General features: G+C 40.1%; 19 protein-coding genes, 9 tRNA genes and 3 rRNA genes. 5 read left to right on the forward strand and 26 right to left on the reverse strand.

Translation table 11 applies throughout. The annotated features are described in order from the left end of the window. Positions 1-16: 16 nt before the first annotated feature. The 4 genes from H8S40_RS11830 to H8S40_RS11845 form a co-directional block, all read right to left on the reverse strand. Positions 17-412, reverse strand: a complete 396-nt coding sequence (locus H8S40_RS11830; protein WP_010775277.1) for an SRPBCC family protein — start codon at positions 410-412, stop codon at positions 17-19. An 83-nt stretch (positions 413-495) separates the two neighbouring features. Then, positions 496-990: a trimethoprim-resistant dihydrofolate reductase DfrF gene (gene dfrF / locus H8S40_RS11835; RefSeq protein ID WP_002322211.1), complete on the reverse strand. Its 495-nt coding sequence runs from the start codon at positions 988-990 to the stop codon at positions 496-498. A 307-nt stretch (positions 991-1,297) separates the two neighbouring features. Continuing rightward, positions 1,298-1,777 carry an MGMT family protein gene (locus H8S40_RS11840; protein WP_002322212.1) on the reverse strand — a complete coding sequence of 160 codons (480 nt, stop codon included), beginning with the start codon at positions 1,775-1,777 and terminating at the stop codon, positions 1,298-1,300. 310 nt (positions 1,778-2,087) lie between these two features. Next, on the reverse strand, positions 2,088-2,759 hold the full coding sequence (locus H8S40_RS11845; protein ID WP_002322214.1) for a helix-turn-helix domain-containing protein: 672 nt from the start codon (positions 2,757-2,759) through the stop codon (positions 2,088-2,090). 495 nt (positions 2,760-3,254) lie between these two features. On the opposite strand from H8S40_RS11845, the gene H8S40_RS11850 reads away from it, so the two are divergent. The 3 genes from H8S40_RS11850 (at position 3,255) to H8S40_RS11860 (ending at position 5,791) form a co-directional block, all read left to right on the forward strand. Then, a complete protein-coding gene (locus H8S40_RS11850; protein WP_256151268.1) occupies positions 3,255-4,316 on the forward strand; it encodes a replication initiation factor domain-containing protein in 1,062 nt (353 codons plus the stop codon). Next, a complete protein-coding gene (locus H8S40_RS11855; RefSeq protein ID WP_002607397.1) occupies positions 4,316-4,519 on the forward strand; it encodes an excisionase in 204 nt (67 codons plus the stop codon). Before H8S40_RS11850 ends, H8S40_RS11855 begins: the two co-directional genes overlap by 1 nt. Positions 4,520-4,597: 78 nt before the next feature. Then, positions 4,598-5,791, forward strand: a complete 1,194-nt coding sequence (locus H8S40_RS11860; RefSeq protein WP_009243728.1) for a site-specific integrase — start codon at positions 4,598-4,600, stop codon at positions 5,789-5,791. Between the two features lie 175 nt (positions 5,792-5,966). On the opposite strand, the gene H8S40_RS11865 is transcribed toward H8S40_RS11860, so the two are convergent. Both H8S40_RS11865 and H8S40_RS11870 read right to left on the reverse strand, forming a co-directional pair. Further along, complete coding sequence (locus H8S40_RS11865) at positions 5,967-6,929, reverse strand: hypothetical protein (RefSeq protein WP_207723266.1); 963 nt, start codon at positions 6,927-6,929, stop codon at positions 5,967-5,969. A 171-nt stretch (positions 6,930-7,100) separates the two neighbouring features. Continuing rightward, positions 7,101-7,361: a hypothetical protein gene (locus tag H8S40_RS11870; protein WP_186865295.1), complete on the reverse strand. Its 261-nt coding sequence runs from the start codon at positions 7,359-7,361 to the stop codon at positions 7,101-7,103. Between the two features lie 246 nt (positions 7,362-7,607). On the opposite strand from H8S40_RS11870, the gene H8S40_RS11875 reads away from it, so the two are divergent. Next, on the forward strand, positions 7,608-8,654 hold the full coding sequence (locus tag H8S40_RS11875) for a Fic family protein (protein ID WP_186865296.1): 1,047 nt from the start codon (positions 7,608-7,610) through the stop codon (positions 8,652-8,654). Positions 8,655-9,419: 765 nt separating this feature from the next. Here H8S40_RS11875 and thrS read toward each other — a convergent pair. From thrS to H8S40_RS11945, 14 genes are all read right to left on the reverse strand, one after another. Continuing rightward, positions 9,420-11,375 carry a threonine--tRNA ligase gene (thrS, locus tag H8S40_RS11880; protein WP_366482513.1) on the reverse strand — a complete coding sequence of 652 codons (1,956 nt, stop codon included), beginning with the start codon at positions 11,373-11,375 and terminating at the stop codon, positions 9,420-9,422. Positions 11,376-11,838: 463 nt separating this feature from the next. Further along, positions 11,839-12,069: a hypothetical protein gene (locus H8S40_RS11885; protein WP_022075835.1), complete on the reverse strand. Its 231-nt coding sequence runs from the start codon at positions 12,067-12,069 to the stop codon at positions 11,839-11,841. Positions 12,070-12,152: 83 nt separating this feature from the next. After that, positions 12,153-12,236, reverse strand: a tRNA-Leu gene (locus tag H8S40_RS11890). 12 nt (positions 12,237-12,248) lie between these two features. Continuing rightward, a tRNA-Val gene (locus tag H8S40_RS11895) sits at positions 12,249-12,321 on the reverse strand. A 6-nt stretch (positions 12,322-12,327) separates the two neighbouring features. Beyond that, positions 12,328-12,401 (reverse strand) — tRNA-Asp (locus H8S40_RS11900). A 13-nt stretch (positions 12,402-12,414) separates the two neighbouring features. Continuing rightward, positions 12,415-12,488: transfer RNA gene (locus H8S40_RS11905), tRNA-Ile, on the reverse strand. 24 nt (positions 12,489-12,512) lie between these two features. Further along, positions 12,513-12,585, reverse strand: a tRNA-Thr gene (locus tag H8S40_RS11910). Between the two features lie 55 nt (positions 12,586-12,640). Then, a tRNA-Glu gene (locus H8S40_RS11915) sits at positions 12,641-12,712 on the reverse strand. A gap of 157 nt (positions 12,713-12,869) precedes the next feature. Then, a tRNA-Asn gene (locus tag H8S40_RS11920) sits at positions 12,870-12,941 on the reverse strand. A 75-nt stretch (positions 12,942-13,016) separates the two neighbouring features. Next, positions 13,017-15,908: ribosomal RNA gene (locus tag H8S40_RS11925) — 23S ribosomal RNA — on the reverse strand. A 216-nt stretch (positions 15,909-16,124) separates the two neighbouring features. Continuing rightward, positions 16,125-16,197 (reverse strand) — tRNA-Ala (locus H8S40_RS11930). Positions 16,198-16,275: 78 nt separating this feature from the next. Continuing rightward, positions 16,276-16,349 (reverse strand) — tRNA-Ile (locus H8S40_RS11935). A 5-nt stretch (positions 16,350-16,354) separates the two neighbouring features. Then, positions 16,355-16,472: ribosomal RNA gene (gene rrf, locus H8S40_RS11940) — 5S ribosomal RNA — on the reverse strand. A gap of 71 nt (positions 16,473-16,543) precedes the next feature. Next, positions 16,544-18,076, reverse strand: a 16S ribosomal RNA gene (locus H8S40_RS11945). The 16S, 23S and 5S rRNA genes sit together here with 9 tRNA genes alongside, the layout of an rRNA operon. Positions 18,077-18,820: 744 nt before the next feature. On the opposite strand from H8S40_RS11945, the gene H8S40_RS11950 reads away from it, so the two are divergent. Then, positions 18,821-19,492: a restriction endonuclease gene (locus tag H8S40_RS11950; RefSeq protein WP_118725323.1), complete on the forward strand. Its 672-nt coding sequence runs from the start codon at positions 18,821-18,823 to the stop codon at positions 19,490-19,492. Between the two features lie 65 nt (positions 19,493-19,557). Here the strand turns inward: H8S40_RS11950 and H8S40_RS11955 are convergent, their stop codons facing one another. From H8S40_RS11955 to H8S40_RS11980, 6 genes are all read right to left on the reverse strand, one after another. Continuing rightward, positions 19,558-20,124, reverse strand: a complete 567-nt coding sequence (locus tag H8S40_RS11955) for a glycerol-3-phosphate responsive antiterminator (protein ID WP_118737914.1) — start codon at positions 20,122-20,124, stop codon at positions 19,558-19,560. Between the two features lie 86 nt (positions 20,125-20,210). Beyond that, on the reverse strand, positions 20,211-20,582 hold the full coding sequence (locus H8S40_RS11960; RefSeq protein WP_186865297.1) for a DUF1667 domain-containing protein: 372 nt from the start codon (positions 20,580-20,582) through the stop codon (positions 20,211-20,213). Between the two features lie 3 nt (positions 20,583-20,585). Beyond that, positions 20,586-21,851, reverse strand: coding sequence for an NAD(P)/FAD-dependent oxidoreductase (locus tag H8S40_RS11965; protein WP_186865298.1), 1,266 nt, complete (start codon positions 21,849-21,851; stop codon positions 20,586-20,588). A 1-nt stretch (position 21,852) separates the two neighbouring features. Then, complete coding sequence (locus H8S40_RS11970) at positions 21,853-23,313, reverse strand: NAD(P)/FAD-dependent oxidoreductase (RefSeq protein ID WP_186865299.1); 1,461 nt, start codon at positions 23,311-23,313, stop codon at positions 21,853-21,855. 219 nt (positions 23,314-23,532) lie between these two features. Continuing rightward, a complete protein-coding gene (locus H8S40_RS11975) occupies positions 23,533-25,290 on the reverse strand; it encodes a S8 family peptidase (RefSeq protein WP_186865300.1) in 1,758 nt (585 codons plus the stop codon). A gap of 38 nt (positions 25,291-25,328) precedes the next feature. Further along, positions 25,329-25,919 (reverse strand): cytidylate kinase-like family protein, encoded by a 591-nt coding sequence (locus H8S40_RS11980; RefSeq protein ID WP_186865301.1) that lies wholly within the window; start codon positions 25,917-25,919, stop codon positions 25,329-25,331. Between the last annotated feature and the right edge of the window lie 12 nt (positions 25,920-25,931).

Here is a 25,931-nt window from a genome sequence, read left to right on the forward strand (position 1 = left end):
CCAATCTTGAATTTTATTATTCCAATGCTTTCTTTAAGTCCAGAACAAATTGCTTTTGTTGTTTTTTCAAATAGGTTTTTACAAAAGGTTTCATAAACCACTTTTTAGGTATCACATTTTCTGTAAAGTCTATTTGTGTTTCATTCCCTTTGTCTATAAAAACACCAATCCAATGACCTTTCATGTTGCTATTCTCCATATCAAATTCCCAGCGTTTATATGGTTCTGCAACGGTAACGGTAAATGTAGTAGCATATCCATTTTTTGTGTATTCAATAAATTGTTTGTCATTTATTATTTCTGTTTTGCTCAAATCACTTCGCCATGAGTTATATTTATCAACAGCTAAAACAATGTTCCAAACTTTTTGAATATCATTACTAATAATTGTATTTATATTTGAAATTGCCACTTTTTCATTTCCCCTTTTCAAACTGGAATTTGTCTTACAACAATTTATATATGCATAAAAAGCAATATATTTATGAAAACACCCTAAATCCAAAATCTACTCAATTCATTTTTCCTTACATAAAATGTTCTCGTATATTTCACTTCCTCACCAAGTGTTTCCCCTATCAAAACTTCAAAATCATTGATATCAAATTCTGGAAAGAATGTATCTCCATCTTCAATATTTAAATCTACTTCTGTGATATACATTTTATCTACTATTTGCAAAGCTTCCTTAAATAGTCCATATCCACCAGATATGTATACATCTCGTCCTTTAGCCAATAATAATGCATCTTCTAATGATTTAACTGAAACTAAATTATCTCCTTGATACTCTGTTGTGGTGGAAACAACAATATTCATTCTATTAGGCAACGGATGACCGATTTCTTCATAAGACTTTCGCCCCATAATAACCACATTACCCGTTGTTAACTCTCTAAATTGCTTTTGTTCTCCCTTTATTTTCCATGGTATATTACCATTCTTGCCTATAACATTATTCTTTGACCTCGCAACAATCAAACCTATCATCTATTTCATCCTCCATAATATGATGTCGTACCTGTGATTCCATCAAGTGCACCACATCTTAACAAACTCAAAATTATCTCGAACTAACCAGCTCGACAAATTCAAGTTTGTCGCTTTCTTCATATCCACATTATATCATTTTCATATCTGCACCACAATAAAATTTTATGCACCGATAATCTTACTGAACAGCTCTAACAAACACCATTTCATCACTCCAATCTGAAATTTAGGTATGAAAAAAGCAGTCAATCCTAAGACTAACTGCTTTGTGTATAGAGATATGAAATTGTGAAATAGAATTTGCCTATTTCAAATCAAAAAGAGAATTTTCATAGTCCTTTACATAGTATCGTATATTTTTACGCCCCTTTTGAATAATGGTATGTCCCTCTGCTTCTAATTTTTCTTTCTGTGCTTCAATACCATTTGGATATTTAGCATTTAATTCTCCGTTTGCTTTTAATGTTCTCCAATAGGGTGTTTCATCTTCGGAACGCTGATAACTCGCCCACGCTACAATAGAAACAAATATACCCGCTGTAATCGGCTCTGTAAAATCTGCACCACTCAATTTTGCAAAGTGTTCTCGTATTTTTCCAACCGTAATCACTTTACCATACGGAACTTTTTTCATTACTTTGTCATAGTCAATCGGGGGAGCAAAATACATTTTGTTTCCACCATATTTCTCAATACTTTTCTGGTCTATGATAATTTGAAATTTTGGCATATCCTTACTATCATGCAACATAGCATTAAAATCTTTTTTATCTTCATTTGCCATTTGTGCCACCTCCTACTTTAAGGATAGTCTGTTTCTTATTTCCATGCAATGAGGCTGTTTGAAAATTATTAACACTTTCAAATTTGTCGCTTTCTTCATATCCATATTATAACAGTTCCATATATCCGCCACAATAAAAATCAGCATACCCTTAGCATTTATGGAACAAAAATGCACACTTTTTCTTTCTTCCTCTTGATTACCCCACAACAGAAAAGAAAAAGCCCTGTCAAGAGCCTTGCCACCATTGGTGGTGCTTTGCACTCTTTACTGGGCTTTTTGTTTGCTGTATCTTCCATGCAAGAGGAAATTAAAGACCTCTGTTCCATTTCGCCTTTAGATAATCTTCATAGTCTGCTTCATTGAAGTCTACTTGTGGAGAAGTGTCGGGAATGTTGTTTCTGTTGTCTATATCCGCAAGCTGACGAAATATCCAATCATCATAAGGGTCATGGTATTTATACTCTTTGGGCTGTTCTCTGTATCGGTCTAACCCTCGCATTTCCTTATGTACTTTTATCATGCGTTCCAGTTTTTGACGCTGTATCAACTGCTTGATTTCCATAAGTTCTTCCAACTCCGTAACCTCATTGGTAATGTAGTTATGGATATACTGTATGAGTTTATATGCCTTGTAAAATGTGCATTCTTTTTCATCATCGAAAAATTCATTTTCAGACAGGTAATCTAAGGAAACATTGAAGTCTTGTTCCCGTTTGATAATATCCATGATATAGGGCTCGGTGTGGTCAATATACTTCCATTCTCCCGACAATAATTCATTGGGTGTTACTCCCAGCACGTCCATTATCTTTTCCAGCGTATCAAAGGTAGGATAATTCACGCCACGTTCAATCTTGGAAAGGCTCTGCATATTGATACCGATTTTGTCCGCAAGTTCCTGTTGTTTCATTCCTCTATGCTTTCTTATGGTCTGTATGTTCTCTCCTAAGAAACTGATTTTCTTTTCGTAATGCTCCATGACTTAGTATAAACACTCCTTTCATTGCTTTTCTTGGTATTTATAAGCATATCATACTTAATATATATCTAAAAGTCAACAAAAACTTCTTGACAAGTAATTCTAATGGCGTTATTATCGTATCAGATAGAGTGATTAAGCACGCTAGGGTCAATCACACGCTTGAGTAAGCATAGAAAAGATGTATTTTCATTTTGATAGCATGAATAAGCATAGACTATCAGACCGAAAATAAGGTTTCTGACTGGGGCTGTTCCGTTTAGCCACGAGCCTTACAAGGCTCGTGAGCGTTAAGAACGGATCAGACACAGGAAGAAAGGGAACGCCTTTAGGCGTTCATAAAGGGCGTATATGTAACACCGCCCTGCGCATACATGTCATAGTACCTAGAAACTGTGATAAATAAAGGAAAAAACACAATTTTTACCCCGCAAAAAACGGGACATACGAAAGGAGTAATGCACTATAACTACACACAAAAATTTATCCGTTAAGATTGATTACATCAGCATTGTATTTGAAACGGCAACTGCTGAAGATGTCATCATGCACATTTTAGGTTTACCGACTGACATTTTCAATGTCTATCCGGCAAGCATTAAATACAAAACCTATCAAGCACGCTGGCAGATTGGAGATATTTATGTATCGGGCGACGCAAGAAAAACAGAGGATAACCCACAAGGGTTAGGCTGTTATCTTGTTATGACCGGCAGAGGGTGTGATGATATTTTCCGTATTCTCGACAGTAGGAATTGTACTTTTGGGGATATGTTCAAACATTGTGAGCGAAGATACGGACAGGATAACTTCCACTTCACAAGGCTTGATATTGCCATTGATGATAAAAACGAAAAGCCATTTTTTACCATAGAGCAGATAAAGAAGAAATGCGAAAAAGAGGAATTTATCTCGAATAGTGAGGGCTACCACTTTGACGAAAGCAAGTTTGATGATTTCGACACCGCAAAGACTGTTTATATCGGTGCTGGTAAATCGGGATTGTCCTACCGCTTTTATGATAAGGATAAGGAAGTCTGTTCAAAACATAATAAGACGCTTGAGGAAGTCGGCAGTTGGAAACGGACAGAAATGCAACTGCGTGATGATAAGGCTCATGCTTTTGCCATGACATTCAAGGAAAGACCGCTGGAACTTGGAGAACTGGCTTTCGGTCTATTGGCAAACAACCTACGCTTTGTCGTACCAAACAGAAACGAAAGTAATAAGAGCAGATGGAAAACTTGTCGGTTTTGGGAACGCTTTTTAGGGGCTGTGGAAGTCTTAAAACTGCAAGTACCAAAACAGCAAAATTCCCTTGAAGAAACACAGCAATGGCTCACAGAGGGTGGCGTGATTTCCGCTGTCAAAAGTTTTTACTTCTTGGAAGAACATGACGCATTAGGCGGACTGGAAAAAGTGGGAACTATGCTTGATAAGGCAAGATACAGCAATTCCCTTTCCAGTAAATTAACCGCCCATTTACAGAGGATAAACCGCACCGACCTTATCCCCTATATCCAGTATGACACGAAACATGGGAAAGGGGGTATCTGATGAATAACAACGATATTCCCGTATGGGAAAAATACACCCTTACCATTGAAGAAGCGTCAAAGTATTTCCGTATCGGAGAAAACAAGTTAAGACGCTTAGCAGAGGAAAACAAGGACGCTGGCTGGCTCATTATGAATGGCAACCGCATACAGATTAAACGCCGACAGTTTGAACAGGTTATTGACAAATTGGACGCAATCTAATGCAAATGAGCCTTGTATGTGTTATGATGAACACAAGTCATATCAAGGCTCTTTCCAACAAGGAAAGGAGCAGACACCATGAAAGAAAAAAGACGGGATAACAAAGGTCGTATCCTGCATACTGGAGAGAGCCAACGAACAGACGGGAAATACTTATATAAATATGTAGACGCATTTGGAAACACAAAATATGTGTATGCTTGGAGATTGACACCCACAGACCCGACACCAAAGGGAAAACGGGAAAAACCCTCACTTCGTGAACTGGAACAGCAGATAAGACGGGATATTGAGGACGGTATCGACAGCACAGGCAAGAAAATGACGCTTTGCCAACTCTATGCCAAACAGAACGCACAGAGGGCAAATGTGAAGAAAAGCACAATAAAACAACGGGAACAACTCATGCGGTTATTGAAAGAGGATAAGTTAGGTGCTAGGAGCATTGATACGATAAAACCCTCTGACGCTAAAGAATGGGCGTTACGCATGAAAGACAAAGGCTTTTCCTACAATACCATTAACAACCATAAACGCTCGTTAAAAGCGTCATTCTATATCGCCATACAAGACGATTGCGTAAGGAAAAATCCCTTTGATTTCAAGTTAAGTGAAGTCCTAGAAAATGATACCAAAGAGAAAGTTGCATTGACAGAGGAACAGGAACAAGCCTTACTCTCATTCATCAAGACGGACAATGTGTATCACAAGTATTATGATGATGTGCTGATACTGTTAAAAACAGGACTTCGTATCTCGGAACTGTGCGGACTGACAGTAGCCGATATTGATTTCAAGAATGAAGTTGTGATTATCGACCACCAGTTACTAAAGAGCAAGGAACAAGGCTATTATATTGAAACGCCTAAGACGAAAAGCGGAATAAGGCAAGTACCATTAAGCAGAGAAACGATACAGGCATTTCAACGGGTTATGAAGAAACGCCCAAAGGCAGAACCATTTGTGATAGACGGACGGGGCAATTTCCTATTTGTCAATCATAAGGACAAGCCAAAAGTTGCGATTGATTACAACGCCTTATTTGTCCGTATGGTAAAGAAATACAACAAGCACCACAAGGACAATCCCTTGCCACATATCACACCGCATACGCTACGCCATACGTTCTGCACAAGGCTGGCAAGCAAGAACATGAACCCAAAAGATTTACAGTATATCATGGGGCATTCAAACATTAGTATCACAATGAATTGGTACGCTCATGCGTCCATAGATACCGCAAAATCAGAGGTTCAGCGTCTAATTGCATAGAAGTATTTACCACGATTTTAACCACGCTTGATAGCGAAAATATAAGAAGATAGACCTAGATATGTGAGGTTTACCACAAAAGCAAAATGCCCGTAGAGCCGATAAAATAAGGCTTTGCGGACATTTAAGAAGATATAAAAAGATAGTCAAAAAGACATATATAATTTTAAATTAATTATAACCAATCTTTAATATTTCCAACATAATTACCAGTATCCCCATCATAAATATTACCAGTATTATTATCTCTAATCCAACTTCCATTAGCTTCTGATCCCCATCCTTGTGTCCAATTATCACTTGGATAATATGAATTTGATGATCCATTAGATGATGAATCTCCTGAATAATTATTATTTCCATTACTATAGTTATAATTTTCTCCGCTATAATCATAATTGTAATTTCCAGAATTATCATAACTATAATCGTAAGATGAAGAACCATTATTTACATAAGAATCAGATGATGTAGTACTTGATTGTTGTTGAGCTTTAGCTGCTTCTTCAGCAGCCTTTTTAGCTTTTGCCTCTTCCTCTGCTTTCTTCTTTTCAGCATCTTCTTTTTCTTTCTTCTTAATTGCTTCTAATCTGTCATTATAGGATTTAATATTTTTGTCAATAGTGTTGTTATATTCCTCTAATTTATCTTTATCAACAATATTGTAATTTTCACTTTCAGTTTTAATTCTATCTTTTAATTCAGTTAAAGTTTTTACATAAGAAGAAAGTTTATCTTTATCATTAAAACTATTAATATCTTTACCAATTTCATCAGAAATAGTGCTAACGGTATCGTCATAATCTTTAACAAAAAAGTTTTTCATAGATTTAATTTTATTCGCATATTCTTTTTCACAAATTTCATCTACGCTTCCAGATTTTTTGTATTGGCTATATTCTTTTTCAAAAGATTTTAAAATTTCTAATTTTTTAGTTCTATCTTCTTCTTTTTCAAAGCTTTTGTATGTCTTTGAAATCTCCTTATTTTTTGTCTCGATTCTTTCAGCCCGAATTTTTTCTTGTTTTTGATCATATTTAACTTTTGCTGTGTAGCCTACAACGGCACAAATTGCCAAAACAACAATAATCGAAATAGGTATATACAATTTTTTATGTTCTTTAAATTTCTCTTTCATCATACTCTCCTTGTGTTTTCTTAAATCCTTAAACCACATTCCGACTATTTATCTTTATTTTAATTCTTCTTCCTCCCTAATAAAAATTTTTCATCTATAATTATATTTTTTATATCTATAGACAATTATATTACTTTTACATAAACATTACAATTCACAAAAGATATGTATTTATAACTTTTCAAACTCTCTACCACATTTAAATCCTTCACAAAAATATTCTTCTTGCACCTCCATCGCAATTCCAAATATTTCATCTCGAAATGCTTCCATTGATTGAATCGGTCCACTATAATATTTTCGAAATACCTTCATGATTTTTTCATCAATAAGTTTATTCTTTTCAGTAAATACATTTTCCGACTCTGCATAATATCGATAGATTTTCCTAATCAAATCTGCATTACTGTTTTCCGATATTTCTTTATCCATACAGTACCTCCCATTCCACTCAAGAATCTTCTATTCCTTCTATAATATCAAAAGTTTTTTCACGATTCCCGCCAATCGAATGGCTGATTCTTTTCAGCACGTATTAAATTTCCTTTTTCCGTCAATACTAATCTCTCATAATCTATCCCTTATTTTCATACGTAATATAAGGGAAGTTATCCCTTATTAATTGATTTTTCCCTTATTTTATTATATATTTTAAGGGAAAAGAAGGTGATTATAGAAATGCGTATATTTAATTATTCAAAGATCAAAGAGCAAAAATGGGATTCAGAAATACTTGGACTCATTGCTGCAATCTACAAAGAAGCTGGTAAACAAGAACTCTATTTAAAGCAGCGACCGGAGGAACTTGAAAAATTAGTCGAGATTGCAAAGATTCAAAGTACAGAAGCATCCAATGCAATCGAAGGTATCATGACAACCAACACTCGTATAAAGCAATTAGTGGAAGAAAAAACGACACCGAAAAACAGGGATGAGCAGGAAATCGCCGGCTATCGAGATGTTCTCAATATCATCCATGAAAGTTTCGATGCAATTCCTATTACTCAAGGTTACATTCTTCAGCTTCATAAAATTATGTATAGTCATATGAACAATCCTATGGCCGGACGTACAAAAAATAATCAGAACTATATCAGTGCTACTTATCCTGATGGTCACACTGAAATTTTATTTACGCCACTTGCTCCATATGAAACACCAGCAGCGTTAGAGCGAATCTGTGCAGAGTATAATCGAGTTATCGGGAATTTTGAAATTGAACCGCTCATTGCAATTCCAGTTTTCATCCACGATTTTCTCTGCATTCACCCATTCAATGATGGAAACGGACGAATGAGCCGACTGCTCACTACTCTGCTATTATATAGAAATGGATTTTATGTGGGAAAATATATTTCTCTGGAAGCAAAAATTGCGCAGAATAAGGACTTGTATTATAAAGCACTGAATCAAGCACAAATTGGATGGCACGAAGGTACCGAAGATACTGTTCCATTTATTAAATATATTCTTGGAACTATATTAGCTGCATATAAAGACTTTGAAGACAGATTTTCTATTATTGAAAAGAAGTTACCGGCAATAGATATGGTCCGAATGGCTGCCGAAAATAAAATTGGACGATTCACAAAGCAGGATATACACGAACTCTGTCCTTCTTTAAGTATTAGCTCTATTGAAAGCTCACTCAGAAAACTCGTAGCCACCGGCAAATTAAAACGCGAGGGTGCTGGACGAGCCACTTATTATATCCGTTTATTTTAATCTTAAATATCCTCATCATTTTTGATTTGCAAAAATGGTGAGGATAAACTTTTATCTTCTCATATGAATTTATTTGTCTCCGGTTTCTCATTTGTCCAAGTATTTGCCAATTTGCTTGTACAGATGCCTTTATGGCAACCGTTGTATCTGCACTGCCTTAATATTCGCTGTTGCAGATGCTTTTTTTGAGACCGATGTATCCGCAACTTACTTTTCTTTAAACTTGCAGATGCTTTTCATCCTGCCTGTCATATTAAATTGCATCTACATCACACGTTTTCGATAACGTGAGGATGTTACTCATTGAAATTATGCATCTTCAACCTACTCTTTCTATGCCTTGCGGATACTCTTCAGTAAAAATGTGCATCCTAGCTTGCTCTTTCTATGCTTTGCAGATACTCCCCACCGAAATTTTGCATCTTCAAATCTCCAAAATCCATTCTCTCAGATATCTTTCCCAATATCCTTTACGTTCTATTTACTTCACTGCCTAAGCCAATACATTACTTACCAAAAAATTGATATAAGAAATTCGAGCAAATATGGAGTAAGCGTTGGAGACACTTAGAGCGTAAATTTTTGTGTTAATGAATTTGAACGAACGTGTTTGAAGCTGCGTAGCAGCAAGTTTGAGTTCAAATTCATTTGCTTTTAGCAAAAATTTACGCTCTTATGTGTCTCCCGCTCATGGAATCTGAGCAAGAATTCTTATATCAATTTTTTGTAAGGAACGTATTGCCGCCCAGTGAACTAAATAGCAACTTAGTCCTCTACTTCAATCTTACGAATTGTCTTTTTCTGAATCTCATCTTTGATTGCATCGATAAATACATTCAAATCTTTCGAGCCTTCATCTCCGAGATATCTACTTCTTACAGAAACTTTCTGCTCTTCCTCTTCTTTTGCTCCAACAATCAACATGTATGGAACTCTGTTCAGACGAGCTTCGCGAATCTTATATCCCATCTTTTCTGAACGCTGATCAACAGAGCAACGGATGTTATTTGCTTTGAGTTCTGCTTCAACTTTGGCTGCATACTCATGATATTTATCTGAAATAGGAATTACACGAACCTGTTCCGGACATAACCATGTAGGGAACATACCTGCATATTTCTCAATCAGCCATGCCAGTGTTCTTTCATAACATCCGATAGATGTACGATGAATGATGCATGGACGTTTCTTCTCACCATTTTCATCAATATAATACATATCAAACTGTTCTGCAAGTAATGCATCCCACTGGATTGTGATCATTGTATCTTCTTTTCCGTATACATTCTTTGCATTAATATCTACCTTTGGTCCATAGAATGCTGCCTCTCCGACATCTTCTACAAATGGAATATTGAGTTCCTGAAGCATTGTACGAATATGACCTTCTGTTTCTTCCCAAACTTCTGGTTCACCAATGTATTTTTCTTTATTTGAAGGATCCCATTTTGAAAGATGATATGTTACATCTTCTTCTACGCCAAGTACCTGCAGACAGTACTGAGCTAATGCGATACAATCCTTGAACTCTTTTACCATCTGGTCAGGTCTTACAACCAAATGTCCCTCTGAAATTGTAAACTGACGAACACGAGTCAGACCATGCATCTCTCCAGAATCTTCATTACGGAATAATGTAGATGTCTCGCCGTAACGCAATGGCAGATCACGATAGCTGTGCTGTTCTGCTTTGTATACATAATACTGGAATGGGCATGTCATTGGACGAAGGGCAAATACTTCTTTATCTTTCTCTTCATCACCTAATACGAACATTCCATCTTTATAGTGATCCCAGTGTCCTGAAATCTTGTAGAGGTCGTTCTTAGCCATCAATGGTGTCTTAGTACGAACATATCCACGTCTGCTTTCTTCATCTTCGATCCAACGCTGTAACTCCTGCATAATGATCACACCATTTGGCATAATAAGCGGAAGTCCCTGACCGATTACATCTACTGTTGTAAATAATTTCATCTCGCGTCCGAGTTTATTATGATCACGTTTTTTTGCTTCCTCTAATTGTGTTAAATGCTCTTTGAGTTCGTCTTTTGTAGCGTAAGCTGTACCATAAATACGTGTCAGCATTGCTTTCTTCTCATCACCTCTCCAGTAAGCTCCTGAAGATGATAACAATTTAAATGCTTTCACACCTTTTGTACTCATCAAATGAGGTCCTGCACAAAGATCTACCCAATCTCCCTGTGAATAGAAAGAAATTTCAGCATCTTCTGGAAGATCTTCAATCAACTCAACTTTATAAGGTTCATTTTTCTCCTTGAAAAATGCGATTGCTTCTTCTCTTGATTTTGTAAATCTTTCAATCTTAGCACCTTTTTTGATGATTTTCTTCATTTCTTTTTCAATTGCATCCAAATCATCTCTTGTAAATGACTGACATTCAAAATCATAATAGAATCCTGTATCAATTGATGGTCCAATTGCAACTTTTGCATTTGGATAAAGGTTCTGTACAGCCTCTGCCATTATATGTGATGCTGTATGGCGAAGTGCAGCTAAACCTTTCTCATCTCTTGCTGTAAGAATATTAAGTTCACAGTCTTTATCCAAAACTGTTCTAAGGTCTACAACTTCACCATCTACTTCTCCGGCACATGCTGCTCGTGCAAGACCTTCGCTAATATCGTATGCAACATCAATTACTGTTTTTGCTTCTGAATACTCTTTTTTTGATCCATCTTTTAATGTAATAATCATCATTCTACCTCCTGTTTTGATATTCACTTCAAGCATTTAATACAGGGATTTTACATATTATAAAAACTTTTTCCTTAAAAATAGAAAAAACTTTATCTGTCCCTGCACTTACATGCAAGGGACGGATAAAGTCTGATTACTTTTATATCCGCGGTTCCACCCTTTTTGTTTTCAAGATGATAACAATTACATTGTTATCTAAAACCACTTCATTCATGATTATAACGGAATCACCGGACCGGATTAGGGCCACTCGGAGGTAGTCTTCAAATGATTCCCGTTAAGATGATTCCAGCATATTCATCTCTCTCTGAAACGTTCCACATTCTACTCGTCTCGTCATCGTGTTATCTTCTGACCCTCATTATAGCATTCAAATAAACTTTGTCAACTCAATTTCTTCAATTTTTTCATCTATTTTTCGTCTAAAATATTATGAAATCTTTTTATTCTTCACTATAACTTTTTACTCATCAAATTCTAAAATAACACTGTTTGCTTCCAATCCCATTTGGATATCTACCACTTTGCCATGACGTGTTTTTAATCTTTCATAACTTCGATAATTACCGCTCATTGCAATTGCATGTTCGATTGTATAATAATATGAACTAGGTAATTTTCCTTCAATTACATTTACTTCTTGTCCAATCTCAACCAATCCTGGTCTATCCATAGTAAATTCCATTCTTCTCATGACATTATCCTCCTGTAATATTTAATCTAATGTCTTATAAAATATAAAAAGACTTAAGCATTAGCTTAAGTCTTCTAATATAATGCGCGTGGCCGGACTTGAACCGGCACGGGATCGCTCCCGAGGGATTTTAAGTCCCTTGCGTCTGCCTATTCCGCCACACGCGCGCACTATATACATGGGACCTACAGGGCTCGAACCTGTGACCCTCTGCTTGTAAGGCAGATGCTCTCCCAGCTGAGCTAAGATCCCACATAACGACCCAGAAGAGACTCGAACTCTCGACCTCCGCCGTGACAGGGCGGCGCTCTAACCAACTGAGCCACTGGGCCTTATTAAATTAAATGGACCTTCGGGGACTCGAACCCAGGACCGATCGGTTATGAGCCGATTGCTCTAACCAGCTGAGCTAAAGGTCCATTATATGTCCCTTTCAGGAACAAAGCCGATGATCGGACTCGAACCGATAACCTGCTGATTACAAATCAGCTGCTCTGCCAATTGAGCCACATCGGCATATTGCCTATACTTTGAACAAATATACCTTTTATTCAATTGCACTTTGTGCAAATGACTCCAACGGGAATCGAACCCGTGTTACCGCCGTGAAAGGGCGATGTCTTAACCGCTTGACCATGGAGCCAAATTCTTTTTTTCACTTCTATCAGCGACCGAAATAAATATTACCATAATCTTTTTGTTTTTGCAAGTGATTTCTTTAAAAAAATTCACTTTTCTTATGATAATCATCTTTCATAAAAAAAGCCATAGTTAAAATACAGCTATGGATTCTTTTTAAGCTCCCCGAGTTGGGTTCGAACCAACGACCCTTCGGTTAACAGCCGAATGCTCTACCGCTGAGCTATCGAGGATTACCTTTATTGAAGTATACCTTCAAAACTGCATACAAAGTTTTTTTCATCCATCTTGTTCTCCTATCACCTGTTCTGGTTATGCCCTCGACCTATTAGTAACAGTCAGCTCCATGTGTTACCACACTTCCACCTCTGCCCTATCTACCTCGTCGTCTTCAAGGGGTCTTACTAACTTGACGTTATGGGATATCTTATCTTGAGGGGGGCTTCACGCTTAGATGCCTTCAGCGTTTATCCCTTCCCGGCTTGGCTACCCTGCCATGCATCTGGCGATGCAACAGGTACACCAGCGGCCAGTCCATCCCGGTCCTCTCGTACTAAGGACAGCTCCTCTCAAATATCCTACGCCCACGCCGGATAGGGACCGAACTGTCTCACGACGTTCTGAACCCAGCTCGCGTACCGCTTTAATGGGCGAACAGCCCAACCCTTGGGACCTACTTCAGCCCCAGGATGCGATGAGCCGACATCGAGGTGCCAAACCACTCCGTCGATGTGAACTCTTGGGAGTGATAAGCCTGTTATCCCCAGGGTAGCTTTTATCCGTTGAGCGATGGCAATCCCACTTTATACCACCGGATCACTAAGTCCTACTTTCGTACCTGCTCCACCCGTCGGTGTCGCAGTCAAGCTCCCTTCTGCCTTTGCACTCTTCGAATGGTTTCCAACCATTCTGAGGGAACCTTTGAGCGCCTCCGATACCCTTTCGGAGGCGACCGCCCCAGTCAAACTCCCCACCTGACATTGTCCCCCAGCCGGATCACGGCTGCTGGTTAGAAACCCAATACTGCAAGGGTGGTATCCCAACATCGACTCCACGGCAACTGGCGTTACCGTCTCCTAGTCTCCCACCTATCCTGTACATGCAATATCGAATCCCAGTATCAAGCTGGAGTAAAGCTCCATGGGGTCTTTCCGTCCTGGCGCAGGTAACCAGCATCTTCACTGGTATTTCAATTTCACCGGGTGCATTGTTGAGACAGTGCCCAAATCATTACGCCTTTCGTGCGGGTCGGAACTTACCCGACAAGGAATTTCGCTACCTTAGGACCGTTATAGTTACGGCCGCCGTTTACTGGGGCTTAAGTTCAAAGCTTCGCTTGCGCTAACCTCTCCCCTTAACCTTCCAGCACCGGGCAGGCGTCAGCCCATATACCTCACCTTTCGGTTTTGCATAGACCTGTGTTTTTGCTAAACAGTTGCTTGGGCCAATTCTCTGCGGCCATTCGCATGGCACTCCTTCTCCCGAAGTTACGGAGTCATTTTGCCGAGTTCCTTAACAATGCTTCTCCCGTCGGCCTTAGGATTCTCTCCTCATCCACCTGTGTCGGTTTACGGTACGGGTATGATATAAACAATAGCGGCTTTTCTTGGCAGTTAGCTCACGCTCTTCCCTACTCTTTTTCGGTCCGCATCACGTCTTCCCGTTGCCTGCCGGATTTTCCTGACAGACCGGTACCTCGCTTGCGCCGGGCTTTCCGTTCCCGGCTCGCGCTCTCTCCCTGCGTCCCCACAGTTCTGTTATATCATAGTACAGGAATTTCAACCTGTTATCCATCGACTACGTCTTTCGACCTCGCCTTAGGCCCCGACTTACCCAGCGCAGATCAGCTTTACGCTGGAAACCTTAGATATTCGGCCGGAAGGATTCTCACCTTCCTCTCGCTACTCATTCCGGCATTCTCTCTTCTTAAAAATCCACTGCTCCTTTCGGTACAGCTTCGTCTCTTTAAGAATGCTCCTCTACCAATTAACATTCGTTAATTCCTAAGCTTCGGTAGTGTGTTTCAGCCCCGGACATTTTCGGCGCAGGACCTCTCGACTAGTGAGCTATTACGCACTCTTTTAATGGATGGCTGCTTCTGAGCCAACATCCTAGTTGTCTTCGAAATCCCACATCCTTTTCCACTTAACACACATTTTGGGACCTTAGCTGTAGGTCTGGGCTCTTTCCCTTTTGACTACCCAACTTATCTCGTGCAGTCTGACTCCCATACATCATCTACGCGGCATTCGGAGTTTGATATCTCTTAGTAAGCTTTGACGCCCCCTTAAGAATTCAGTGCTCTACCTCCGCAAGACTCGTATGAGGCTAGCCCTAAAGCTATTTCGAGGAGAACCAGCTATCTCCGGGTTCGATTGGAATTTCTCCCCTATCCACACCTCATCCCCACCCTTTTCAACGGATGTGGGTTCGGTCCTCCATTGCCTTTTACGGCAACTTCAACCTGGACATGGATAGATCACCCGGTTTCGGGTCTACTCTGACTGACTTCACGCCCTATTCAGACTTGGTTTCCCTTCGGCTCCACACCTTCAGTGCTTAACCTCGCCAGCCAGCGTAACTCGCCGGACCGTTCTACAAAAAGTACGCGGTTCATCATATAAAGATGTTCCACAGCTTGTAAACATATGGTTTCAGGTTCTCTTTCACTCCCCTCCCGGGGTCCTTTTCACCTTTCCTTCACAGTACTATGCGCTATCGGTCACTAAGAAGTATTTAGCCTTACGGGGTGGTCCCCGCTCATTCCCACAAGGTTTCTCGTGTCTCGTGGTACTCTGGATACCGCCATGTCAACTCGTCTTTCGCTTACGGGGCTTTCACCCTCTCTGGCTGGCTTTCCCAAAACCATTCTGCTAGACTCATTGAATCAATTATGCGGTCCGAACCCCGGAGTGCACGCACTCCGGTTTGGGCTCTTCCGCTTTCGCTCGCCGCTACTCACAGAATCACATGTTGTTTTCTCTTCCTCCGGCTACTTAGATGTTTCAGTTCACCGGGTTCCCTTCCTAACGTTATGGATTGGCGTTAGGATACTTGAGGTTTGCTCAAGTAGGTTTCCCCATTCAGAAATCTCCGGATCAATGGATATTTGCTCCTCCCCGAAGCTTTTCGCAGCTTATCACGTCTTTCATCGGCTCTTAGTGCCAAGGCATCCACCATACGCTCTTATCAGCATAACCAACAGACAAGAAACACGGGTTGGTTTCTCATCGACACATACTAGCGTGTATGCGTTGGTAATAGGTCAATTTCTTTTAAGTCTGTTTTCTTCAGACTTTAGTTAATGTTTGTTAACATTACCTCGGATGTCTTGATTAGATATTTTTTAATCTTATCATCTATATTTCTTTGTATGCAATTTTCAAGGTACACTTTTGATTCCTTCTGGAATCAAGTGGAGAATACGAGATTCGAACTCGTGACCTCCTGCTTGCAAGGCAGGCGCTCTCCCAACTGAGCTAATCCCCCATATGTAATTCTTATTTTAAATTGTATGGGCTTAAGTGGGCCTTTCCTCCTCTATCCGGAAGGCTTCCTTAAATTGTATGGGCTTAAGTGGACTCGAACCACCGACCTCACGCTTATCAGGCGTGCGCTCTAACCAGCTGAGCTATAAGCCCATAGGATTTGGCGGCCACCTACTCTCCCACACCGTCTCCAGTGCAGTACCATCGGCCGTTTAGGTCTTAACCATCGTGTTCGGGATGGGAACGGGTGTTACCCCTAAACGCATCGCCACCAAAAGGCTTCATTATCAAGTTGTTTCTTGATAACTAAACAATAGACAACGATGCTTTACTTTTTTCTTCCTTAGAAAGGAGGTGATCCAGCCGCACCTTCCGATACGGCTACCTTGTTACGACTTCACCCCAGTTATCGGTCCCACCTTCGGCAGCTCCCTCCTTACGGTTGGGTCACTGACTTCGGGCGTTACTGACTCCCATGGTGTGACGGGCGGTGTGTACAAGACCCGGGAACGTATTCACCGCGACATTCTGATTCGCGATTACTAGCGATTCCAGCTTCATGTAGTCGAGTTGCAGACTACAATCCGAACTGAGACGTTATTTTTGGGATTTGCTTACCCTCGCGAGTTTGCCTCCCTTTGTTTACGCCATTGTAGCACGTGTGTAGCCCTGCTCATAAGGGGCATGATGATTTGACGTCATCCCCACCTTCCTCCAGGTTATCCCTGGCAGTCTCTCCAGAGTGCCCGGCCAAACCGCTGGCTACTGAAGATAGGGGTTGCGCTCGTTGCGGGACTTAACCCAACATCTCACGACACGAGCTGACGACAACCATGCACCACCTGTCTCCGGTGTTCCGAAGAAAAGCTCCCATTACGGAGCGGTCACCGGGATGTCAAGAGCAGGTAAGGTTCTTCGCGTTGCTTCGAATTAAACCACATGCTCCACCGCTTGTGCGGGTCCCCGTCAATTCCTTTGAGTTTCATTCTTGCGAACGTACTCCCCAGGTGGACTACTTATTGCGTTTGCTGCGGCACCGAATGGCTTTGCCACCCGACACCTAGTAGTCATCGTTTACGGCGTGGACTACCAGGGTATCTAATCCTGTTTGCTCCCCACGCTTTCGAGCCTCAACGTCAGTCATCGTCCAGTAAGCCGCCTTCGCCACTGGTGTTCCTCCTAATATCTACGCATTTCACCGCTACACTAGGAATTCCGCTTACCTCTCCGACACTCTAGAAAAACAGTTTCCAATGCAGTCCCGGGGTTGAGCCCCGGGTTTTCACATCAGACTTGCCTCTCCGTCTACGCTCCCTTTACACCCAGTAAATCCGGATAACGCTTGCCCCCTACGTATTACCGCGGCTGCTGGCACGTAGTTAGCCGGGGCTTCTTAGTCAGGTACCGTCATTTTCTTCCCTGCTGATAGAAGTTTACATACCGAAATACTTCTTCCTTCACGCGGCGTCGCTGCATCAGGGTTTCCCCCATTGTGCAATATTCCCCACTGCTGCCTCCCGTAGGAGTTTGGGCCGTGTCTCAGTCCCAATGTGGCCGGTCGCCCTCTCAGGCCGGCTACTGATCGTCGCCTTGGTAGGCCGTTACCCCACCAACCAGCTAATCAGACGCGGGTCCATCTCATACCACCGGAGTTTTTACCCCTGCACCATGCGGTGCTGTGGTCTTATGCGGTATTAGCAGTCATTTCTAACTGTTATCCCCCTGTATGAGGCAGGTTACCCACGCGTTACTCACCCGTCCGCCGCTCAGTCACAATACTCGTCATTCCGAAGAAATCCAAGTAAAGTGCTTCGCTCGACTTGCATGTGTTAAGCACGCCGCCAGCGTTCATCCTGAGCCAGGATCAAACTCTCGTTAAAAGTGTTTGTTCTAGTCAAGATTAACTCTAGCTAATCTATCCTTTTACTGTTGTTTTGGTTTGTTATAAACCATTCTTAAAAATGTTTCTCTTAAAGAAATTTTCAAGGATCTGTTGTCTATTGTTTAGTTATCAATGTTCTTTGTTTTGTTGTCGTTTGCGACAGCTTATTTAGATTATCACATCTTTCGCTGTTTGTCAACAACTTTTTTAATTTTATTTTTTGCTTTATCGCTTCAAGTTCATTCTCTCGATGTCTTGTTTGCGACAGCTCAGTTATAATAACACATACTTTTCTATGTTGTCAACCATATTTTTACATTTTTTTACATTAATTTTTACACTACGTTAAAACTACATTTCTATTGTCAATTCTTACAACAATTGATATAAAAATACACCTTTACTGTCCCTCTCCATTCTAAATAGTCACAAAGCGTGCGCTAGAACACTTGTTCTATCATCCAAAATATGTTATCCTCTTTCTATATGATAATTCAAAATTTTTAATTTATACAGATGAACAACTAAACATCATATAATATATCAGATGTGAGATGACTCCCACCTCTGTAGGTGGCGAATAACAAATCAGTATCAGTGGTGGGAGTCAATCCCCATCTGATGTAGCCTCCGGCAGGATCGCAGAGATGCGCAGAAGAAGTATGTCATGCATTGCATGACGCGCATCTCGCAGCAAGAATGCAGAGGCATTCTTGAAATAACTTATAGGAGAAACTTACATATGGATGGCTATAAATTTGAATCTCAATGTGCCACAATTTTAAAAAAGAAACATTTTAAGAAAATCGAAGTAACAAAAAGCTCTTGTGATCAAGGGATTGACATTATCGCATATAAACACGGAAAAAAATATGGCATACAGTGTAAATATTACACTTACCCCGTTGGTAATAAAGCAATCCAGGAGGCTTATGCAGGAGCAAACTTTTATGATTGTGACAAAGTAATTGTTATGACCAATATAACATTTACAAAATCTGCAATTGAATTGGCCGAAAAACTGGATGTAGATTTATGGAGTAATTGTCCTACTAACCGTTTCTATAGCATCCCTTTCCGTTTAATGGAAATTTTTAACCTTGCACTTTTAATTTACGGAATTTTAGCATTATTTTCTGCAAAATATTCATCCATTCATTTACCGATTTCGATTGATACGATTACACTCATTTTTGTTCTTTCTGCTTCCATATTCGGCTTATTAGGATGGAGGTTTGTTTTATGCAATCTGGTTGCTACTATATCCTGCCTTTATCTTGCGCTTCATTTAATAGTATTACCAGCACTAACTTCAGCAAGGTATACATATTTGTTTCTTCTTGCTTTTGTTCCATCTGGAATATACCTGGTACATGCAATATGGCTTTATCTCAGTCGAAAAGTTTTCGACTGAGATACCTTTCTCTTCTTTTCTAATTCAACTCCTTCGGCACATTTAATATCTTTATTTCAATTTTATTATTCAAACCAGATATCTGAATCTGTAGATGAAACACTTATCACTCCCGCTTTAAGAAGCGCCATCACGTCTTCTTTTTCCCGGATCATCCCACCGGCAATTACCGGCACTGACAATATGGGACAAATATTTTCTATCACTTTCGGCATCATTCCAGGCAGCACTTCTACAACATCCGGTTTTGCTGCATTTACCTGAGTTTTTAGATTTTCACACGCCATAGAATCTATCAGAAATACTCTCAGCACTGTAAGCAATCCTAATTCCCTTGCTCTATGTATAATTGTTGGTTTTGTAGAAATAACACCATCTGCCTCTGTATATTTTCGGATAAAATCTGCCGCAATGTTTTTAGAAGCCAAACCATGTATCAAATCCAAATGTACCACAGCCAGTTTTCCTGCTTTCTTCACTTTGGAAACAATTTCAGAAATTGTACATATATCTCCATACAAAATAAATACAACCTGGCTTTCACTTTTGAGGCAGGCATCTACACCTTCGTCATCCTTCACTGCAGTGATCACCGGCGATGCTTCTAACGCATTTAAAAATTTATAATCCATATATTACTCCTCATTTGACTTTGAATCATACCTGTTCAATAGAATTATCTTTTATTATACGTTACCAGCTTTGTATTCGTCTAGGTTTATGCTTCATTATACTCCACATTTCCGGCAGCAACGATATTGACTCCTGTATCTGCTACATTTTCCAAAATAATATCTCCTATATGAACCGGAGCTTTCATTGTCACTCCACGAAGTGCAGCAATGCACTCAAAAATTTTATCCTTCGGTATATCTTGTTCTGTTTTCACATTGATCATCGGTACTTTTCCTCCGTCAACCCGGACTGTAGTAGTTACAATACGAGTTGGATTCGTTACCTCTTTCCTTGCATAGGACTCTCCGCGCGGACATGTATTTCCCGTGACAGACAAAACTTTCCCATCTTCCATTTCTACAACAATCGGACATCCCATTGGGCATCCGATACAAATTAACTCTTTTCTTTTCATTTCTTATGCCTCCTCAATCCGAATGGTGATTTTCTTTGTTTCTGGGTATTCTTCCAGTTTCTTTTTCTTTAATATCACCTGTTCCATTTCTCCGGGTGCCATTACCTGGCGTTTTTTCTTCATTATGAGTTGTTCGTTGAAATATACCGCAACCACTTTATTTTTAAACACATCTCCAACACGAAATCGAACTGTCAAATTTTCTTCCATTTCAGAAGGTCTCACAAAAGATGGGACTGTATAGCGTACTCCACCTTCTGGATTGATTGAAAGCATTGGCGCCTGCACATCCTTTTCTCCTGCTTTTATATAAGCGGCCGCATTTTTCCCTGCTGCCGAAGCTTCCTGCGATACGAAATCTACCAAATCATGCACATGCAATACATTTCCACAAGCAAATATACCATCCACACTGGTTTCCAGTGAATCATTTACAATAGGACCTGAAGTAATCTGCGAAAGCTCAACACCTGCACTTTTTGACAGTTCATTTTCCGGCAAAAGTCCGCAAGAAAGAAGCAATGTATCACAAGTATATCTTTCTTCTGTTCCCGGAATTGGTTTGCGGTCCGGTCCTACTTGCGCAATCGTGACAGCTTCCACGCGATTTTTTCCTTCGATATCAATAACTGTATGACTTAACTTCAATGGAATATCGAAATCATCAAGACACTGTACAATATTTCTCTTCAATCCGCCGGAATAAGGCATTAGCTCTGCAACCACCTTGACCTTCGCACCTTCCAGCGTCATTCGTCTTGCCATAATCAGCCCAATGTCACCCGATCCTAAAATGACCACTTCTTTTCCCGGCATAAGTCCTTCCATATTCACAAGATGCTGAGCAGTTCCCGCAGAATAAATTCCGGCCGGACGATATCCCGGAATATTCAATGCTCCTCTGGAACGCTCACGACATCCCATTGCCAGGATAATTGCCTTTGCCTGCAAAAGCAAAATTCCGTCCTCTCGATTTGTAACTGTTACTACTTTTTCCTGCGAAATATCCATGACCATTGTATTTAATTTATACTCAATACCACGCCCTTCTACTTGCTCAATAAAACGAGCTGCATATTCCGGACCTGTCAATTCTTCCTTAAATGTATGCAATCCAAACCCATTATGAATGCACTGCTGTAAAATACCACCAAGGCTCTTATCTCTTTCTAAAATCAATATACTATCTATCCCATTATCTTTTGCTGCAACTGCTGCCGCAAGACCTGCCGGACCACCGCCGATTATGATTAAATCATATGCTTTCATTTTATTCATCCTCCAGTTCTTTATTTTCACCTAATATAAATTCTGAGCCAACACCATTCTTTCCAATCTTATCAATTGACATTGGAACTTCTTTTTTCAGAATCTCCATAACCTTCGGAGAACAGAATCCAGATTGACAGCGTCCCATACCGGCTCTTGTCCGACGTTTCACTCCATCCAAAGAACGCGCACCTAGCGGACGGTGAATTGCATCCAGAATTTCTCCTTCTGTGATCATCTCACATCGGCAAATAATATTTCCATAAGCCGGATTTTCTTTAATTAACTGATTTCTTTCTTCCAAAGAAAGCGTATCCGGGTCTAATATTCCATGTCTAATTGGATTAAAATCAAGCTTTTCTTCTGCATTCAAAATATCACTCACAAGCTCTGCAACTGCAACACCGATTGCCGGTGCTGAAGAAAGTCCTGGCGATTCAATACCTGCTGCATTGATTAGTCCTTGTACATCCGGTGCTTCACCAATAATAAAATCATCGTCATCTTCGTGTGCACGAAGCCCTGCAAAAGACGTAATCACTTGACGAAATGGAACATTCTTAACACTGCGAGAAGAAACTTTTGCAATCTGATCCAATCCATCCATCGTAGTATTTACAGCATCTTTATCTTCGACATTTACTGCTGTAGGACCCACAAGTAAATTGCCGTGAACTGTCGGTGTAACAAGTACCCCTTTTCCCATCTTCGATGGAAGCTGGAAAATCGTACTCTTTACATAATCTCCGACCGTCTTATCCAAAAGCATGTACTCACCTTTACGTGCAGTAATATGAAGTTTTCTGTCTGAAAGCTGATTATTGATTTCATCTGCATAAACTCCGGCAGCATTGACAACAATCCTTGTCTCAATCATCTCATCACCACCATTATCAATATGATGAACCTGAATTGCAAATCCTGCTTCTGTCTTTTCCAGCTTTTCTACTTTTGTATTCAAAAAGAATTGAACACCATTCTCATATGCATTTTCCGCATATCCCATCGTCATATGAAATGGACAGACAATGCCTCCTGTCGGAGCCCACAATGCACTTGTTACATCATCTGCCAAATTTGGCTCTTTTTTCAGCAATTCTTCTCTATTTAAAATTTGAAGATCTGGAACACCATTTTTCTTTCCTCTTTCCATTAATATTTGAAGTCCTTCCGGGTCTTGCTCTTTCGTACACACAACCAACGAACCGTTTCTTTTAAATGGAATATCCAATTCTTCTGCGATTTGATCCATCATGGAATTTCCTATTACATTTAGTTTTGCTTTTTCTGTTCCCGGTACTGCATCAAATCCAGCATGAATGATCGCACTGTTTGCTTTGGATGTTTCATTGCAGACATCCTCTTCCTTTTCAATTACACACGCTTTTAATTTATATCTGGAAATTTCACGCGCAATTGCACTTCCTGTCACTCCCGCACCAATAATAACAACATCAAACATATTCATTTCTCTCCTTTATCACACAAAAAAAGCAAGGCAAATAAAACGACTGCCTGTCGTTTCATCTACCTTGCTCAAATCTCTGGTATCAAATATTTATCTATCTCTTATTCTAGCACATTTTTTTCAAGAAGCAAGTCTGATTTAATACTCTATTTCTTTTAAAATCTTATCAATCATTCTTGCATTCGCAAGTGAAACTTCTTCTTTTCCACTCCGTTACAGTTTTGACAAACTACTTTCCAGGCACAACCGCCCATACCCCACCTGATTATTCGGATACTCCCGAAATCCCGGCAGCTCCCTTGCTCCTTTCCTTAAATATGCCTTCACTTTCTCTCCATACAAATACGGATCATTGCCTTTTACAATTCCCCATTCCATCAGCAGGGCTGCGCTTCCTGTCACAAACGGAGTCGCAAATGAGGTCCCTGATACTTCTTCATATCCACCTCCTGCTCTCACAGTCGTCACCTTAACTCCCGGTGCCACTAAATCAGGTTTAAATGCCGCTGTTCCTTCCCGTCGCTCCAACGCCCCTCGACCGGAAAAATCTGCATATGTGAATGTCAACGCATCATATGCTCCTACTGTTATCACTCTCTCTGCAGTAGATGGAATTGTAATAGTATCTGAGCTATTTGGAAATAAAAAAGCTGTTCCTATATTCAATGTACTCTGACTTGGCAGCCACATCTGATATTCTCCTGATACAATTTTCTTTGGTGCCAGGATAATCCGCCACACCCCTGCATCTATATATGTTTGCTTTGGCAAAAAATCAAAATAGATTTCCTGTCGCACACTATAAGGATTGGGTTCTCCATAATATAATAAAATTTCCGTATTTCCAACCTCAAAACGTTGGGTCCCTAAGATTGATGAAATAGGTCCGACACTCACCCCTGATGGATTGACCAATGATATCTCTATTTCATCTACATAAGATTTCCATATCTGTACATTCATCGTCCGTTCTCTTATCTGAACTCCCAGTTGTATTTCTTCTTCTCTGTTTTCTGTCATTTTTCCCTCAGTATGTCCTGCTGTCGTCCCCTCATTTCCTGCCCCAACACAAATCACTGTCTTCCAGACATTTGATATCTCATCTAAAAACCTCTCTAGCAGGGATGTTCCATCATGAGAGCCATAAGTATTTCCAAAGCTAATGTTAATAGCAACCGGCATTTGATATTCAATCGCTTTTCGTACTGCGTAATCTACGCCCTGCATTAATTCGGTCGTTCTGGGAAATCCATCTTCACTTGCACTCCTCATCTTCACAACAATCAGCTCACTCTCCGGGGCCACACCGGCTAATGCCCCGCCACTTGCTCTTCCATTTCCCGCGGCAATACCGGCCACTGCTGTTCCATGTCCTGATATATCCTGTGTTGCCACAATTGACTGTCTGTTTATAACATTTTGTTGGTTTAGGGCATCGTCAATCTGTTCTCTGGTATATTCCACTCCGATTGTATATCCATCCGGCGGTCTTTCTCCCTCCCTTGGAATCAATGACTGATCCCACAACGCACGTATCCTTGTAGTTCCATCCGCATTTTGAAAATCCGGATTCGCATAATCAATTCCTGAATCTATCACAGCTATCAGCACGCCCTGTCCATACAAAGAAAGACGAGTACTCTGCACCGCCTGGATGCAGGATACTCGTCTTCCATTCGCCACTTGAAAAAACAATCGTTTTGGTTTTTCAACATAATTCACTTCTATAATCTGTGTTAGTCTTTCTATCAACGATTCTTTTATTGTTATGATTGCATATCCATTTTGTAATTCAACAACACTTTCAGCAAGTTCACGAACTTTAGCCAGACTGCCTGTATATTGCACGATCAATGTCCATTCTTTGTCAATTGGCTCATATCCAACATCCAGATTCAAAGAATTTTCTCGTTCTGATGCAGTCGCATCTAATGCAAGGTTTAACAGATTCTCAAGTTTTTGGCTCGCCATAATGAACTACTCCCATTGATTTTCTATTACCTTCTATTTTATTCTTCCACACATTCCATAATGATTTCCTCACACCTCTCATATCCAAGCTGTGAGCTGTTCAGACACAGTGTATAGTTACTTGCCTTTCCCCATCTCTGTTCCGTATAGAAGTTATAATTTATCATACGTCTTTTATCCACATCTGCCATCATTTTTACTGCTTCCTGTTCACTTACATTGTATAAACGGCTGATCCGCTGTGTTTTTTCCGGCATATTACCATGAATAAACACATTAAGTACATCGTCTCTATCTTGCAGTATAAAATCTGCATTTCTTCCGACTATCACACAAGATTCTTTCTCTGCCAGTTCTAAAATAACCTTCCTCTGTGCCTCATACACGATATCCTCTATCGATTTTCCTGTAATGTCACGTCCTGCAAACGCATATGCAAATAAACCTTTCTTCGGTGATAACTCTGCACTTTCCTGAATATATTCCGGTGATAAGCCGGACTCCTCTGCAATCTGACTGATGATGTTTTTATCGTAATATGCAATTCCAAGTTTCTTTGCTACTTCCTCCCCGATAAAGCGACCACCACTTCCAAATTCTCTACTAATCGTAATAATTCTTCTTTGCATTATCATGTCTCC

Origin of the sequence: Ruminococcus hominis (assembly GCF_014287355.1) — a bacterium.
GTDB lineage: Bacteria > Bacillota > Clostridia > Lachnospirales > Lachnospiraceae > Schaedlerella > Schaedlerella hominis.